This window comes from Paenibacillus sp. GYB006 (assembly GCF_036577645.1).
Taxonomy (GTDB): domain Bacteria; phylum Bacillota; class Bacilli; order Paenibacillales; family Paenibacillaceae; genus Paenibacillus.
Genome location: NZ_JARBDA010000004.1, coordinates 375,841 through 390,696 on the forward strand (window position 1 = coordinate 375,841; position 14,856 = coordinate 390,696).

Below are 14,856 nucleotides of genomic sequence, written 5' to 3' on the forward strand. Positions count from 1 at the left end.
TTGGTATGTAAGCCTAATCTGTCACCACTACAAGACAAACTCAGCGTATACTTCACCCGAAGGATGGGTATTCCCTGTCTCAACAAAGCCTAGTGATGAATATAAATTTTTGGACACTACATTTTCAGGTTTATATGTAAGTTCAACGACCCTAGCTTTTCCATGAGGAGATGATTTTGAAAATTCTATCGCTTTTACCATAGCCTCTTTTCCATACCCTTTGCCTTGGTATCGCTTATCAATCATAAATTTAAAAACTCCATAGCTGCTGTATTCAAAATTTCCATCACCATCGTCATAATACATGCTTATAAAACCGACCATTTTTTCGTCTTTATAAACCGCAAATGTAATAATGACCTGCCCCTCTTTTGAGGCAATATAAGCTTCTGCGAGTGCATGTTGATTAGAAGAGATGAAGCGTTTCTGTTCCTCTGTAACTTGTAGCTCAATACATTCAATATAGTTATCCCACGTTATTTCTCTAAATTCCATTAATCGATCCCTCCCTAAAAAATATCCGATATCTATAAGAGTTCCATATATATTGGTAGTATCCTCTCCATAAGGCTTAATAATTTTCATTCTGTAAGTTTATCGAATAAAAAATAAACAGCAACTACAACTGTTGCTGTTTTAAAGAGGCATCCTTTGATCACTATGTGATCAAATACTAATGTAAAATGGATAGAATTTAGTAATAGATTCGAACTGATTCAAAAACACACTTCTATATTTAATGTTCTATCCTTAATGTATCCCCTGAGTCCATTAGATAGCACTCTTACAATCGTGAAAAATCCATGTCAATATAGGGAGTGTTATTTAGTAAGTTGGAATAGTAAAAGCGATTAATTAAAGCCTCGATCATCTACTAGAATAGCAATTTTATCACTCATTATAACTATAAAAATCATATCTAGATGCGTTCATTAACTTTTTCAAATCTATCCTTATTGACTGCATAGTCACTGCGAACCATAATGTGTCCTCTCTTCTGTCCAGTGACTATGGCTTGGGTATTTACAACACGGCACTCTTTAATTGCCTCAGATCTTCTTTTATGAAAAGATTGTACCACACGGAAAAAATGTAAATTAACCATATTCTACGCGAGTAGTCACCTTTATTACTCCGATGCTGGATAAACATCTTTTCGATTATATTCGTATTGAATATTTCATCAATGCCACTATATCGTATTTCTTCAAACATTATATCTGAAGCTGGAGTCCTCAGCCAATCACGAAGGGGTACGGGAAATCCTAATTTCGGGCGATTCACAATAGCTTCGGGAACGATTCCTTCCATAGCTTTACGCAAAGCAAGTTTTGATGTTTTTTTGCCAATCCGATTGGATACAGGTATTTTTTTAGCCGTTTCGAAGACCTCTTTATCTAAAAACGGTACTCTTAATTCTAATGAATGTGCCATGGACAACTTATCTGTTTTTGATAAAATGTCTCCAGGTAACCAAAATTTCACATCAATATACTGCATTCTTGTCGAAGGATCTAGGTGAACTGTCTTATCATAAAAAGGTTTAACAATATCCGCGGGATGTAAAAAGCTATTTTGAACGTGTATCGATTGCTGGAGCAAGGTCATCTTTCCGCTTTTGTTAAAAATATTAGCATTACCGAAAAAGCGCTCATGAATATGATTTATCCGTATGGGTTCATATCACAATTCGTTCCCATTTGGGCAACTTCAACTGAAGACGCGCTTGAATTAATGAGGATTTCAGTCCAGGGGAAGCGAAATGATGAACGAGGGCATAATCAAATGTTCCGACAAATGTACAGAGAGTTAACTGGACATGAAGTGACAGGAGTAAGCAACGAACAGGCCAAACTCCTCATTATCTCATCTCCCTCGCTACACAATATGCGTAATGGGCCAACATATAAGAACATAAGAACTGCAACACGTTGTTCCGAACGTATTTTTAACAATTCATGAATACGAACATATATTAGTACATATGGAAATAAGGAGGCGTAGAAATTGCCCATTGATAAGGACCTACGAGATATAGAAATTGCCAAGCTAGCTTTTATAGGGAGTTCCATTGCTACATTAGGTGATGGAATCGCTGCGCTAGCTGCCGGATTAGCCTTAGAAGCTTTACAGCAGGATTATAAAACCAAAAACAATAGTCGTACCGCTTCTATTAAATCAACTAAGAAACAACTTGATCATTTTATTAACGAGTTAGTTAAGATCAGGAATAATGTTGGTTGACAATTAATAAATCCCCGGCTCTTCAGCCGGTTTTTTTATTGCGCTGTATGCGGCAAATGTGACATAAAACCTCCACTTATTTTGTTCAACTAATCTGCCGGTTTGCATAACTAAAAGGGCGCGGCTGCCAACTGGCAAGCTGCTCCCTGCTGTGTTCAACTATCGTTTTCCTGTTAGCGTAAAAAAATGTAAAAGCATACTAATAAAATTGAATAAATTATCATTTTAATGTATAGTTATACAGATGATGAAAGAAAATTAGTAAAGGAGAGGTAATTTAGTGTCGAGAATAATACGTGCTGTTGAACCCGAAGATATAGACCAATTGACTGAATTAATATATCAATACATTGTAGACTTTTATAAGAGACCAAAACCATCAATTGAAAAAGTACATAATTTAATTGAAACGCTATTAGAAAAGAATGAAGGTATTCAATTCATCGCTGAAAAAGAAGGTGAATTTCTCGGATTTGCAACATTGTATTTTAGTTTTAGTACAACAAAAGCAGATAAAATCACGATAATGAACGATTTATTTGTTGTAGAGAAAGCAAGAGGTACAGGGGTAGCCGAACAACTCTTTAAGTTCTGTGAAACATTTACCAAAGAAAACGGATATGCACATATGTCATGGGTAACTGCATCTGATAATAAACGTGCTCAACGGTTTTATGAAAAGATGGGTGGCTCTCTTGGAAACTGGTTGAACTATTCAATATAATCCTAATTCAACTTGACCTCTTCTTGGAGGTCATTTATTTTTATGCACTCACTGTCTGTTCCGAACTTTTTGTCCATCCTTGTTCAATTATGCTGACAATTAGCGCATTATTCACATTTCCATTCGAGCAACGTTTTCTAATAAAAAGTGAAAAAGACGTCCACAATGTTGCGGACGCTTTCCTTTGATTTCGGTGTTCTGACCTGCTGTATGAAATTAAAAGCTATTTTTTCTTTACTGGAATCCAAATCTCTCCTGTATGATGACCTGCCGGTCCATAGTACATTTCAAAACTAGGTGCTTCAATCTGTTCATACTCCGATGTCGGAAACCACTCGAAATATATACGATCCCATAGTTTTTGTAAGTCACATTGCGGCTCTGAGAAAATAGCCCAAGTTGAAGCAGGTACAGACAGTTTTGTGAAGTTGTCAGGGATTTCAAGTCCCTTAGGTAGGTTGTAACATACCATGTACTTGAAAGATTCTCCATTATCATCATATAAAGCTGCATGCAACATCGTGTCTGTAAAACGGCCCAACAATTCGTTCATCAGATCAACACTGCCATCTTCATCACATTGTTTACGGAACTTAGGAACTTCTGAAAAAGCTATTTTCCTATCGGAATTAATGAGACCATAAACTCCAAACATCTCAAAAGACCCTCTTTGTTCGATTCGGTAATTCATTTCGATATCTCCTTTTATTGAAATAGAGAAGGACATTCGAGGATAGGCTTTTAGAGAAACACCTTTATCGCGCGCAGATATCGGCATGATCCCATGAAGGTTTTTAAACGCCCGTGCAAACGCTTCTGGCGAATCATATCCATATTTCATAGCTACATCAATAACCTTTGCATCGGTGGTCTGAAGTTCAAATGCTGCCAAAGTCAACCGTCGACGTCGAATATACCCAGATAACGATACTCCTGTAATAAACGGAAACATTCTTTGAAAATGATAAGTAGAGCAACAAGCTCTCTGTGCTAATTCATCATAGGAGATATTGTCCGCTAGATTTGTTTCGATATATTCCATGGCGTTATTCATCCTGTCTAACCAATCCATCGTTTCCCCTCCCTTCCATATCAATTTATCGTAGATAAGAAATGATTACCTAGCATTTACTGCACGAAAAAGTCAGCATGCCGAAGATGATGTATCTCCATCTATTCGGTAGTAACAATGCTCCCCTGCCTGTTACAGCATAATGTAACTACCAGCAAACATTTATAAATTCACGCAGAAATCTTCAATAATTTCAACTACCTCTATTTTTCCATTAATCAAAAGCTCAGGGAGTTCCTTTTCGGAATTTCCTTCCCAATAGGTCCTAGCCTGTTCGATTTTTACGGAGAAGGGTACTGCATCCTCTTTCGGTAAAAGGTTTCCATCACCCTCAAATATACTTCCTATAACCCGCAGTTTAACAAGTTGTAAAACTTTTCGGTTATATGAATCAAATATATCTTTCCATTTCAATGCGTCTTCATAGCTTTTAGCAGCGTACAAACAAGACAATCTTGATGGGTATTCAGGATATTCTTGTAGTCTTACCATTTCAACGATAACTTCCCTAATCGCTCTGATTGTCTGTCCTACATAACTTATTGCTACTTCCGCATTTTCTTTATCCATCTTTAAACCGTCAGCATTATAATGACCATTTAGAATCTGAATAAAGTCCTCGCCTTTGGAATTCAAACGTTCTTTTTCAAAAAAGAAGTGATACAGGGCATTTTTTTGGTTGTCATCAAAGCATATGAATTGTCCCAAAGTCATTTTTTTCTTGGTAACTAAGTGATATACATAAAATTCGTTATCCTCCATGGTTTCTCCCCTATTACTTAGTTTTGCATTGATATGCTCGAATTCCATTCTTTCGATCACTCGATTCATTTGACTGTTTATACACGATGAATAAGCTGCTTTATCTGTTAGCTCAATAACCTACCGATTTCTGCAATACAGAAACACTTTCCATGAAGAACGCTTTATTTTTATCAATCCCTCTATTTTTACACCAGACAACCGCACTAAAAGCATCGTAAAAAGTATAAAAAGGCAGTATCGTTTCCAAATTGATCATAGGACGAATTGTTGTATACCCTTCTGTGTAAGAAGTTTTACTTTGAGGATTCACTTCCCAGACATAACGATTGATTTTAGTAAAATCTATTTCTGAGGACCCGCCCCGAGCACTTTCAAAATCAATAATTCCAACAACATCATTATTATTAATTAGTATATTACCTGGTCTAAAATCCATATGTACAACACAGGGACCATCAGGTTGTGGTAAAACGGAAAAGGCACTTTCAAAGTGATCTATACATTTTTCGAAAAGCTGTCTCTCAAGGACTTCCTTTGCAGGTTCTTTATACTTCTCAAAGTTATCTTTAATATAAAGTCTCCAATTGTTCTGATTGGAAAATTGAAAACCGTCGGAACCTTGAGCGCCATACCCAGGCATTTTAGTTTCATGCAGCTTTGCATGTAATACTCCCATTTGGAATGATAATTCATCGTTAATAGCTCCTGTACAAGGTATGCCTTTTATCTCCGATAAAAGTAAGGCACCTGAGATTAAGTCGTCCCCACTCCAGATATCTAACACTTTTGGAACCGGTATTACCTCTCTTAACATTTCTAGCATACGATATTCACGATATAGCTTATCCCTGCTATAGGGGAGCTTCGCATATACCGTTTCTCCATTAGTAAGATTCAGCTTGTATACTTGTGAACTAAAAGACTCAGGAACATTATCTATACTTAAAACATTAAGGTTAAATCTATCTATAATCGTATGTACTAAGTTCAAATCGCACCTCGTATATTATGAATGAAATAGCAACCTATGCTTTTCTACATATTATTGAGAAAGTCCTGCCTATTAACTTAAAAGAAAAAGCAACCGGTCTTTTGATCGGCTGCTTATTTGTTTCAAATCAAGGCGAGATTTTACGAAAAATCAAAGGAAAACGAACTAGGTCTACTTACCACCCTATGAACGATTGAGAACAACCGAGTGGCAATATCACCTTTAACATTAAGCCTGTACCCACCTCGAACCCTATCCACAAAGCCGAGTTCAATGCAATCTATGATTACTTTGTCAAAATTCATGTCCGCGGGTAGACGTGAACGAAGTATCGACTCCTCTACTGGAGTGAAGTCAGGCTGTAAGTTTTCATTATTAAGCAATAACTCATATAGCACGGTGATCATGTCCGGAGGTAAGATATTCATTGGAAACTCAACTAATTCATTCATTGCTTCAGTAGCTTCGTTTAAAAAAAGCGAGGTAGCGATGCAAACTAATCTATTTTTCGTCCATAAGCCTAATCCAGATGGACCTAGTTGGATTTGAGTCAACGATGGATTTGATGCGGGTGTCTGTACATTGAAAGATGTGGCAGTAATCACCTCGCCCAGAAAATTAATTTTTTGTTCTTGTGTCATCGTCCGAAGTTCCGTTCGAATTTGAGGCAGCATGTCTTGCAAATTGCTAGTTTTTCCAAGCAAAAAGTCGGTTGTGCAATCAAAGACAGTTGCCAACTCCGTTATAAGAGAAATGTCGGGTAAGGAGTCGCCTTTTTCCCATTTGGACACTGCTTGTGCAGAAACATTTAGTAATAGTCCTAATTGTTCTTGTGTCATACTTTTGCTGTGACGGAGCTGACTGATTCTTCCACCAAAATGACTAGCATTCGCTTCTATGATTTATAACACCTCCATGAATTTATACTTTAATTATAATTGCACTGCTATTTAATGGTATGGAGGTATAGTTTACAACTAAACCATAAGTTGATTTTCTAGATCCTTGGTAGAAAAGAATAATGGCTTAACTATTGAGCAAAGATCAAATCTACCTGCGTGTTGAATTATTTTTTGATTTTACAAATTAAGAAAGCGTATTCAGGATAAGCTTCAAACAAATTCTTTTGTTCTAACTGGAAATTTGTTGATAATAGATATTCTTCTAACCTCTCCAACAACGAGTATTTTAAGTTAGCCATAAACATAAGAAATCCACCTGTATTCAGTAAATCAAAACAGGAATCTAAGCATCTTTCAAAATCTTCAGTTTCTTTGATTACAGAGCCGATTAAGGTTACAATATCATACTTTTCATTCGTTATTTCCTTATCGAAAATACTTTTACATAACACTTTAATGGATTAGGATGGCCTTCTCGTTGCTGTCTGTAAGCGAAGATTTCGCAAATATCTTTATTGATATCAATACTTGTTAAGTCCCCTTTGCCTTTTAGCCAATATCCAAGGTAATCGTCCCAACCCCCTGTTCCAATTCCAACATTACATACCTTAATTCCATCCGTGACTGGAAACTCTCTTCTTACGTAATCTCTAGTGATCAATTCAGTATGTATACATTCAGGTGAGGAATTCCATTCACCAGCTTCAGGACTTTTAAGCTCCAGGTAATAGTTAAATAATTTGTCATCCATATTCATTAAGGAATACCCCCATTGTATCCGATATCCGTTACATTCCCTTGCGAACTCTCCAATTTATTCAATCACAGACCACGAATATACATAGACTCGAAAACTACTCACGAATCTTTTTCATAAGAAATGTAGCACTTCGTTTGGCAATCCGCCGTTTAATAAGAAGGCAACCGACGTTTGTCGGCTGCCTCCTATTTTCTAATCGATATTTTTTGACTTCTCACCCGAAGCTATTAATCGTTCCTCATACTCAAAGGGTTCTTCACATGAGTATATTTGATGAAAAAAGCCTTTATACGGGATATCGTCTTCCAAACATTTTATGAGATATGATAGTTCCTCGTCACATGTAGGTTCCTCACCGGTGTGATGCATTACTTCGAATGTATCAACAATATTTTCCATAATGTTTACCTGAATAAATAAGGGCAACTTATCCAACATCGAATCTTCGATCTTCGTCTCAGATCTGTATCCTGCGAGGACAGTTTCAAAATAAACATCCATAAACTTTTTGCGTTTACCGACGTCTGGTTCAAATTGTATCCAGCCTACCCCGCTCATCCAGAGACCTGCCAGGTCAAACATATACCAGCAGTAACACGAATTCTCAAAATCATATACGGTTATTTGTCCGGTATCAAAATCAATTGAATAATTCCCATCATTATAGTCAAAATGGTTCATACCGAAAGTCTCTTGGTTCCTTTCCAATCCTTTTAAGGTATTAAGGAGCTCTACCAGTTTCTCCTTAAGCAAAGGGAAGGATTCAGGTATCAGTTTATCGATAAATTGAGCATTGTATTTATCAAAAAAGCTATAACGGCGATGGATAGGAGTATATCCTTTCGATATTTGATGCAGTCTCCCCAGGACCTTACCAGAATTATAGTAATATTCAGTAATTGGAGCTCCTTCCCGGTACTGATAATTATTTTCGACTAGCATTTTCCCTTTCGCCTTATGAAACAGGCATATAAAAAAGCTATGATTATTATGAGTGATCTTTTCGAGCAAATTCCCCTTCTTAGAGCTGACAACATCCGAGACACTTCCTCCGTGCTCGAATAAATACCTGATATACTCAAGTTCTCCCAGAAAATCTTCCCCGCTCCTGTCAGGTAAGAATGAAATCCTGAGTATTTTTGAGTCGATCCCCTTTTTTTCACAAGAGTAGACTAGATTCCGCCCACCTTCATGTGCCGGAATAAGCTGGATATTATAACCTTCTAATTCGAATAACTCTGTCGCTAATGGAAGTAAATATTCATCACTGATTTTAACAAACTCGTTATAATTTATACGATCTCCTCCAGTCAAAATTTTTGCAACGATGAAATTGCCACAGAGGAAACCCAAAAAATGAGATAAATCTTCTGTGGACCTAAATAATAACCACCTTGTTTAACATTGATTCATCGCTCCTATCAGCTATTCTGCTATAAATTCTACCTTAAAATCCCAGATAATTTCCAGGTAAACTTTTTATATAATCAATTTCTTTGAAAATATGTTATTCTGCCCGGGTGTATAAAAAAAACAGCCGTTTTTTATCGGCTGCTCACTTGTTTATGTCCTTACTGAACTAATGCTTCCCGTTAGTTCAATCACGATCTGCACATCATTACACCACAAACCTTTCAATTGCAACAGCGACACCATCGTTATTATTTGATTCGGTTACGTGGGCTGCACAATTTTTAAGTTCAATGATTGCATTCTCCATTGCGACCGGAAATCCGGACATATGGAATAGGCCTAAATCATTAAAGTCATCCCCAAATACCATTACATTTTCTGATTTTATACCGATATCATTTAACACCCATTCTACCCCTTGTTCCTTTGAAGCTAATTTATGCATGATTTGGACCAATACACCTTCATCGGTTGCAATTACGTTCACATGGTCACCGAATTGTTCACATATTTCATTCCATGCATTGCAACCTAGGACCAATATTTTGGTAGGGGAAAGCGAACTTATATATTCTTTATCCATAACTTGGGGTTTGGGGTCATGGATACGGATACCCAATTGAGCGCACTCGGAGTCGGGAACTGGACTACATGTATACCATGAATCGTTAACTTCATAGGAGATTATTGATTGAGGTGCCCGTAACTTGATGAGTTTGTTGATTTGTTGGCTAATCTCCATAGGGATACGAATATGCTGCTCACTCTGCTTTGATTTACATGTAACTAATGCACCGTTGTAATAAACCATGTAGTCTACAAAAGGGAATTCTTTTAAAAATTGATTAGCCGCTCTAGGCGGCCGCGCCGTGGCAATAATAATATGAATTCCAGAATCATAACATCTTTTGACAGCCTGATAATTCCTTGGAGATATCGATTTATCATTACCGAGCAAGGTTCCATCTAAGTCCAGAACAATTGCCTGAATATTAGGCATATGTATCCTCCCCTCACAATAAGCTAAATTGGTAAAATACTACTACTTAATAAAGAAGTCGTCAATAAAAAAATACATTACTCACCTTGTTAGATGAAATGAATGAGGGTGATTCCGGTTGCCCGCATAATCTTGTTAAAGCAGCTAAAGGTATTATAAAATTGATTCACCTGATCTTTATTAAAACTGTATTTGACCAACAGGTTTTCTCTTCAAACTCTAGAGTAATTTCAACCTTTCTATCTTTTTTGAAAATTTTTCTTGCTCTATAATCCTAAGCCTGCTAATATGAAGAAGCATTATTTTTGGAAAGCAGATATTCAACTCCTATTTAGGATCTTTCCAAGCAGATAATCTTTGACCACTTTCTTATAGGAAGTCAAGGCCATACGGACAGCCGGGTCAAATGCCGATTGGCAACTTTGTTGCCTTATTGATTGAGTTAAAAGCTCGAATTTTATAAGTTGGTTACTTTACAACCAGTGCATTTTGCACACAACTTGTGAAACGGTCAATAAGAGTGGTAAAAGTAATTATTTGCTATATAGACTCTGATCCTAACATTGTATAGTTGAATATTAAGATCCTTTCCATGAGACGATTTGTTTTATGATTGGCTGATGAACACGCAAGAGGTTTGTCCAGTCATGTTTATTGGGACTTTTCTTATTATTTGACTATATATTGAAGCAAGTGTGATGCGCATGGTGCGTGTTTCGCTTGCTTTTTTTGTTGCCGTTTTTACATAAAATTTAATTTGGAATAGGAGATTGAAAAATGGGAAAAGCACTAATCATTGGCGCCGGCGGCGTAGCTTCAGTAGCAATTCATAAATGCGTTCAAAACAGCGAGGTATTCGAAGAAATTTGTATTGCAAGCCGTACGAAGTCCAAATGTGATGAGCTGAAAGCAAAATTGGACGGCGGTAACACGAAAATTACCACTGCACAGGTGGATGCCAACAACGTAGACGAGTTAATCGCTCTAATTAACGAAGTTAAACCGGATATCGTCATGAACCTGGCTTTGCCTTACCAAGATTTAACGATCATGGATGCTTGTTTGGCCACTAAAACGCATTATATGGATACAGCTAACTATGAGCCGGAAGATACGGCGAAATTTGAATACAAATGGCAATGGGATTATCGCGAACGTTTTGAAAAAGCAGGAATTACAGCTCTTTTGGGAAGCGGATTTGACCCAGGCGTAACGGGCGTATTTTCCGCCTATGCACTGAAACACTATTTTGACGAAATCGAATATATCGACATCCTGGATTGCAACGGCGGGGATCATGGCTATCCTTTCGCAACCAACTTCAACCCGGAAATCAACATCCGCGAAGTGTCCGCTAATGGACGTTACTGGGAAAATGGGCAATGGATCGAAACGAAACCAATGGAAATCAAACGCGAGTATAACTTTGCTGAAGTCGGCCAAAAGGACATGTACCTTCTGTATCATGAAGAACTTGAATCCCTTGCGCAAAACATGCCTGGACTGAAACGTATCCGCTTCTTTATGACTTTCGGTCAAAGCTATCTCATGCACTTAAAAGCACTTGAAAACGTAGGAATGACCTCCATCGAACCAATCGAATTCGAAGGAAAACAAATCATTCCGCTTCAGTTCCTGAAGGCTGTGCTTCCGGACCCTGCTTCCCTCGGCCCTCGCACGGTAGGTAAGACGAACATCGGCTGTATCTTCAAAGGGAAAAAAGACGGCCAAGACAAGACTTACTATGTTTATAATGTGTGCGACCATCAAGAGTGCTATAAAGAAGTGGGCTCCCAAGCTGTCTCCTATACAACGGGCGTACCTGCCATGATCGGCGCGGCAATGGTCATGACTGGCAAATGGAATAAACCAGGTGTATTCAATATTGAGGAGTTCGATCCGGATCCATTCATGGAAGAACTGAACAAATGGGGCCTTCCATGGGTAGAAGACTTCAATCCGGTGCTTGTTGACGCATTGCCTGAGGAAGCTAAACAGTCGGAGCACGTTCGCTAATATGAGGTTCGAGGAATTGCCGACACCCTGTTTCGTAGTCGATGAAGCACTCATTGAAAAAAATCTGAACATTCTAAGCGGCGTTATGCAGCGTACGGGAGCCAAGATTGTTCTGGCGCAAAAGGCTTTTTCTATGACCGCTATGTATCCCCTCATCGGTAAATACCTCAGCGGGACAACTGCGAGCGGTTTATTCGAAGCACGGCTGGGTCATGAAGAAATGGGCAAAGAAACTCATGTCTTTGCCCCTGCCTATCGTGAAGATGAAATCGACGAGATCGTGTCTATTTGCGACCATATCATCTTTAATTCCTTCTCCCAGCTGGAAAAGTATAAAGGAAAAGCCATTGCAGCCGGCAAGAAGGTTGGTCTACGTATCAACCCGGAATGTTCAACGCAGTTAGGACATGAAATCTATGATCCTTGCTCACCGGGGTCTAGATTCGGAGTCAAACGGGAGGATTTCCTTCCGGAACTGCTTGAAGGCGTTACGGGACTGCACTTCCACACCCTTTGCCAACAGAACTCGGACGACTTGGAGACCACGCTAAATGCAGTTGAAGAAAAGTTTGGTTCATGGTTGCCGCAAATGGAATGGATCAATTTTGGTGGCGGTCATCATATCACCAGAGATGACTATGATATCCCAAGACTCGAAGCCTGTATTTCGCGGATGCAGAATAAATACGGTTTGGAAGTCTACCTTGAACCTGGAGAAGCCATTGCACTGAATGCAGGCTATATGGTTACCTCGGTACTGGATATCCATAAGAACGGGATTGAGATTGCGATCGTGGACACGTCAGCAACTTGTCATATGCCGGATGTTCTGGAAATGCCATACCGTCCGCCGCTTGTCGGTTCCGGCGAAGCTGGGGAGAAGTCATTCACCTATCGGCTTGGCGGTCCTACCTGCCTTACGGGCGATGTCATTGGGGATTATTCCTTCGATCAGCCCCTGAAGAACGGTGACCGATTGGTATTCGAGGACATGGCGATCTACTCTATGGTAAAAACGAACACCTTTAACGGAATGCCATTACCTGCGATCGCTGTGCAGGACAAAGATGGGGATTGCCGGATCGTGCGAGAGTTCGGTTATCAGGATTTTAAATTCAGACTAGCTTAATGAAAAGAAGCAAGTAAGAAGCCGTAGCCCTGTAAGTAGGGTTACGGCTTCTTATTCATTTTTGTCGTTTCTTATGGTAATGTGGCAAGTCATTCCAGCACAATATTTCGTTTATACAGCAGGTTTTTTCTTTCATCTCTCGTCTCTCTCCATCTTAAATATCCTCATTTTCATAAGTGTTATCTCAGAATACTTGCCGAGCTTTAGTTCCTCATTATGGAAAATTATAGTATCCTTTTCTAAATAATCATCCTTGGAGGTAGACATGAAACAAACACTTATTGAACAACTGAACGAGTGGCACGAAGAAGAGGAATACCAGAAAATTGTAGATTTGCTGAAAACTACTCCAGATGTAGAACAAAATTATGAAGCAGTCTCTCTCCTGGCTAGAGCTTATAACAACTTGGGGCTTTATGAAGAAGGGCTCCTTCAACTAGAGAACATTGCTGAAGCTGGCAAACAGGATCCCCTGTGGCATTATCGAGTAGGTTATAGTCTTTATCATCTGAAACGATATGAGGAAGCGGCTCAAGCTTTTAATAGATCAGATCAATTAGAAACCGGTGATCAAAGTACAGAGTACTTTTTAAGACGGAGCTTTCAAAAAGCAGAAAAACAGAAAAGAGAACAACTTCGGCTCGCGAGGAAGAAAGCTTCTATCAAGCGTGGCGATCACACAGAGGGAAAGCTTCCTTTCTCAGATATGAACCTAACTGATTTTTGGGATGACAGCGAGTATGCGAGAACCTCCTATCAGTCTGATCCGCCTACGGATGAACGAATTGAATCTATTGAGAAAGAGCTTGGTTACAAGCTCCCCTCCTCTTATATCCAACTGATGAAACAGCAGAATGGCGGGGTACCGAAAAACACCAATTTTCCAACAGAAGATTCGACCTCATGGGCTGAGGATCATATTGCGATCACAGGCATTTTGGGTATTGGGCGCGAGAAAGACTATTCACTGTGCGGTGAGTTTGGCAGTCCGTTTATGATAGAGGAATGGGGATATCCTGACATTGGAGTGGTAATCTGTGATTGTCCTTCCGCAGGACATGATGTGGTGATGCTAGACTACCGAGCTTGTGGCAGAGATGGCGAACCTGAAGTCGTTCACGTCGATCAAGAAGATGATTATGAGATTACCTTCTTAGCAGACAACTTTGAAGCTTTTATTAGAGGTCTAGTGAGTGAAGAAGAATATGATACTTCTGAGGAAGATAAGCAGCATGATGTAGATAAAGTAATGCACGGAAAATTCTCTCCTCTGCTGGAGGAACTCTGTTCCCGTGTAACCGAAGTAGAACAAATGGAACAGAAAATCCGCAGTATATGTGCACGAATTGTTGAAGAAAAAGGACGTTTTACTTTTCATGTAGATGAATTATCTTATGCTATGTATGATGTGCAGTTTTGGTTGTATACGAAGTCATACCCGAACACCAGTCGCGATCAATATGTGTCAGCCTATCAGAACATAATCGCTTTCGGCGGGGAATTCGGGCAAGGAGGATACGCTCCTTCCTTTGTTACAGATTGGCTTGATCACCGCATCAAGGAAGGACGGATTGTACAGGATGACGGGATTCTCCGAGTAACCGATTCGTTTGCAGAGAAAATAATGAAGCAATTAAAAGAAGCCTAATAACAGATTAGTTCATCTTTAACATCGAAAATTAGTATGCTTCGAACTGAACACTATAAAGCAGACATTTTTTAAAGGATTTAAGCGGCAGTGGGATGACTTCGGTGTGCTGCCGGAGTCATCCCACTGCCGCTTTCTTTTTGTATTATATAGTGATCCATGTAATTATCAATTATTTAATTCTAAAGGAAA

14 protein-coding genes are annotated in these 14,856 nt (G+C 38.9%); 5 read left to right on the forward strand and 9 right to left on the reverse strand.

The genetic code is table 11. The features are described from left to right. Window positions 1-27: 27 nt before the first annotated feature. Both PV403_RS12985 and PV403_RS12990 read right to left on the reverse strand, forming a co-directional pair. Window positions 28-495 carry a GNAT family N-acetyltransferase gene (locus PV403_RS12985; protein ID WP_332084919.1) on the reverse strand — a complete coding sequence of 156 codons (468 nt, stop codon included), beginning with the start codon at window positions 493-495 and terminating at the stop codon, window positions 28-30. A gap of 528 nt (window positions 496-1,023) precedes the next feature. Next, the gene (locus tag PV403_RS12990) at window positions 1,024-1,608 is read right to left on the reverse strand and encodes an asparagine synthase C-terminal domain-containing protein (protein ID WP_332084920.1); all 585 of its coding nucleotides are present in this window, start codon (window positions 1,606-1,608) and stop codon (window positions 1,024-1,026) included. 399 nt (window positions 1,609-2,007) lie between these two features. Between PV403_RS12990 and PV403_RS12995 the strand changes: the two genes are divergently transcribed. Continuing rightward, window positions 2,008-2,244 carry a translation initiation factor 2 gene (locus PV403_RS12995; protein ID WP_213532467.1) on the forward strand — a complete coding sequence of 79 codons (237 nt, stop codon included), beginning with the start codon at window positions 2,008-2,010 and terminating at the stop codon, window positions 2,242-2,244. 280 nt (window positions 2,245-2,524) lie between these two features. Further along, a complete protein-coding gene (locus PV403_RS13000; RefSeq protein ID WP_332084921.1) occupies window positions 2,525-2,968 on the forward strand; it encodes a GNAT family N-acetyltransferase in 444 nt (147 codons plus the stop codon). 223 nt (window positions 2,969-3,191) lie between these two features. Here PV403_RS13000 and PV403_RS13005 read toward each other — a convergent pair whose 3' ends face one another. The 7 genes from PV403_RS13005 to PV403_RS13035 all read right to left on the reverse strand — a co-directional run bounded on the left by PV403_RS13005 (window position 3,192) and on the right by PV403_RS13035 (window position 9,871). Next, window positions 3,192-4,040, reverse strand: coding sequence for an AraC family transcriptional regulator (locus PV403_RS13005; RefSeq protein ID WP_332084922.1), 849 nt, complete (start codon window positions 4,038-4,040; stop codon window positions 3,192-3,194). Window positions 4,041-4,202: 162 nt separating this feature from the next. Continuing rightward, on the reverse strand, window positions 4,203-4,802 hold the full coding sequence (locus PV403_RS13010; protein ID WP_332084923.1) for a DUF2441 domain-containing protein: 600 nt from the start codon (window positions 4,800-4,802) through the stop codon (window positions 4,203-4,205). A gap of 112 nt (window positions 4,803-4,914) precedes the next feature. Continuing rightward, on the reverse strand, window positions 4,915-5,796 hold the full coding sequence (locus tag PV403_RS13015) for a phosphotransferase family protein (RefSeq protein WP_332084925.1): 882 nt from the start codon (window positions 5,794-5,796) through the stop codon (window positions 4,915-4,917). A gap of 140 nt (window positions 5,797-5,936) precedes the next feature. Further along, window positions 5,937-6,698 carry a helix-turn-helix domain-containing protein gene (locus PV403_RS13020; protein WP_332085002.1) on the reverse strand — a complete coding sequence of 254 codons (762 nt, stop codon included), beginning with the start codon at window positions 6,696-6,698 and terminating at the stop codon, window positions 5,937-5,939. A 418-nt stretch (window positions 6,699-7,116) separates the two neighbouring features. Beyond that, complete coding sequence (locus PV403_RS13025) at window positions 7,117-7,455, reverse strand: hypothetical protein (protein WP_332084926.1); 339 nt, start codon at window positions 7,453-7,455, stop codon at window positions 7,117-7,119. Between the two features lie 195 nt (window positions 7,456-7,650). After that, window positions 7,651-8,811 (reverse strand): phosphotransferase enzyme family protein, encoded by a 1,161-nt coding sequence (locus tag PV403_RS13030; protein ID WP_332084927.1) that lies wholly within the window; start codon window positions 8,809-8,811, stop codon window positions 7,651-7,653. Window positions 8,812-9,076: 265 nt separating this feature from the next. Further along, window positions 9,077-9,871 (reverse strand): Cof-type HAD-IIB family hydrolase, encoded by a 795-nt coding sequence (locus PV403_RS13035; protein WP_332084928.1) that lies wholly within the window; start codon window positions 9,869-9,871, stop codon window positions 9,077-9,079. A 777-nt stretch (window positions 9,872-10,648) separates the two neighbouring features. On the opposite strand from PV403_RS13035, the gene PV403_RS13040 reads away from it, so the two are divergent. From PV403_RS13040 to PV403_RS13050, 3 genes are all read left to right on the forward strand, one after another. After that, window positions 10,649-11,887, forward strand: a complete 1,239-nt coding sequence (locus PV403_RS13040) for a saccharopine dehydrogenase family protein (protein ID WP_213532460.1) — start codon at window positions 10,649-10,651, stop codon at window positions 11,885-11,887. 1 nt (window position 11,888) lies between these two features. Then, window positions 11,889-13,016 (forward strand): carboxynorspermidine decarboxylase, encoded by a 1,128-nt coding sequence (gene nspC / locus PV403_RS13045; protein ID WP_332084929.1) that lies wholly within the window; start codon window positions 11,889-11,891, stop codon window positions 13,014-13,016. 265 nt (window positions 13,017-13,281) lie between these two features. Continuing rightward, the gene (locus tag PV403_RS13050; protein WP_332084930.1) at window positions 13,282-14,664 is read left to right on the forward strand and encodes an SMI1/KNR4 family protein; all 1,383 of its coding nucleotides are present in this window, start codon (window positions 13,282-13,284) and stop codon (window positions 14,662-14,664) included. Window positions 14,665-14,856: the final 192 nt, after the last annotated feature.

Excerpts from the sequence above, each read along its gene's own strand:
- PV403_RS13040 (WP_213532460.1), top strand. The coding sequence starts at position 10,649 with ATGGGAAAAGCACTAATCATTGGCGCCGGCGGCGTAGCTTCAGTAGCA.
- PV403_RS13010 (WP_332084923.1), bottom strand. The coding sequence starts at position 4,802 with ATGGAGGATAACGAATTTTATGTATATCACTTAGTTACCAAGAAAAAA.
- PV403_RS13035 (WP_332084928.1), bottom strand. The coding sequence starts at position 9,871 with ATGCCTAATATTCAGGCAATTGTTCTGGACTTAGATGGAACCTTGCTC.
- PV403_RS12985 (WP_332084919.1), bottom strand. The coding sequence starts at position 495 with ATGGAATTTAGAGAAATAACGTGGGATAACTATATTGAATGTATTGAG.
- PV403_RS13050 (WP_332084930.1), top strand. The coding sequence starts at position 13,282 with ATGAAACAAACACTTATTGAACAACTGAACGAGTGGCACGAAGAAGAG.
- PV403_RS13005 (WP_332084922.1), bottom strand. The coding sequence starts at position 4,040 with ATGGATTGGTTAGACAGGATGAATAACGCCATGGAATATATCGAAACA.
- nspC (WP_332084929.1), top strand. The coding sequence starts at position 11,889 with ATGAGGTTCGAGGAATTGCCGACACCCTGTTTCGTAGTCGATGAAGCA.
- PV403_RS12990 (WP_332084920.1), bottom strand. The coding sequence starts at position 1,608 with ATGACCTTGCTCCAGCAATCGATACACGTTCAAAATAGCTTTTTACAT.
- PV403_RS13025 (WP_332084926.1), bottom strand. The coding sequence starts at position 7,455 with ATGAATATGGATGACAAATTATTTAACTATTACCTGGAGCTTAAAAGT.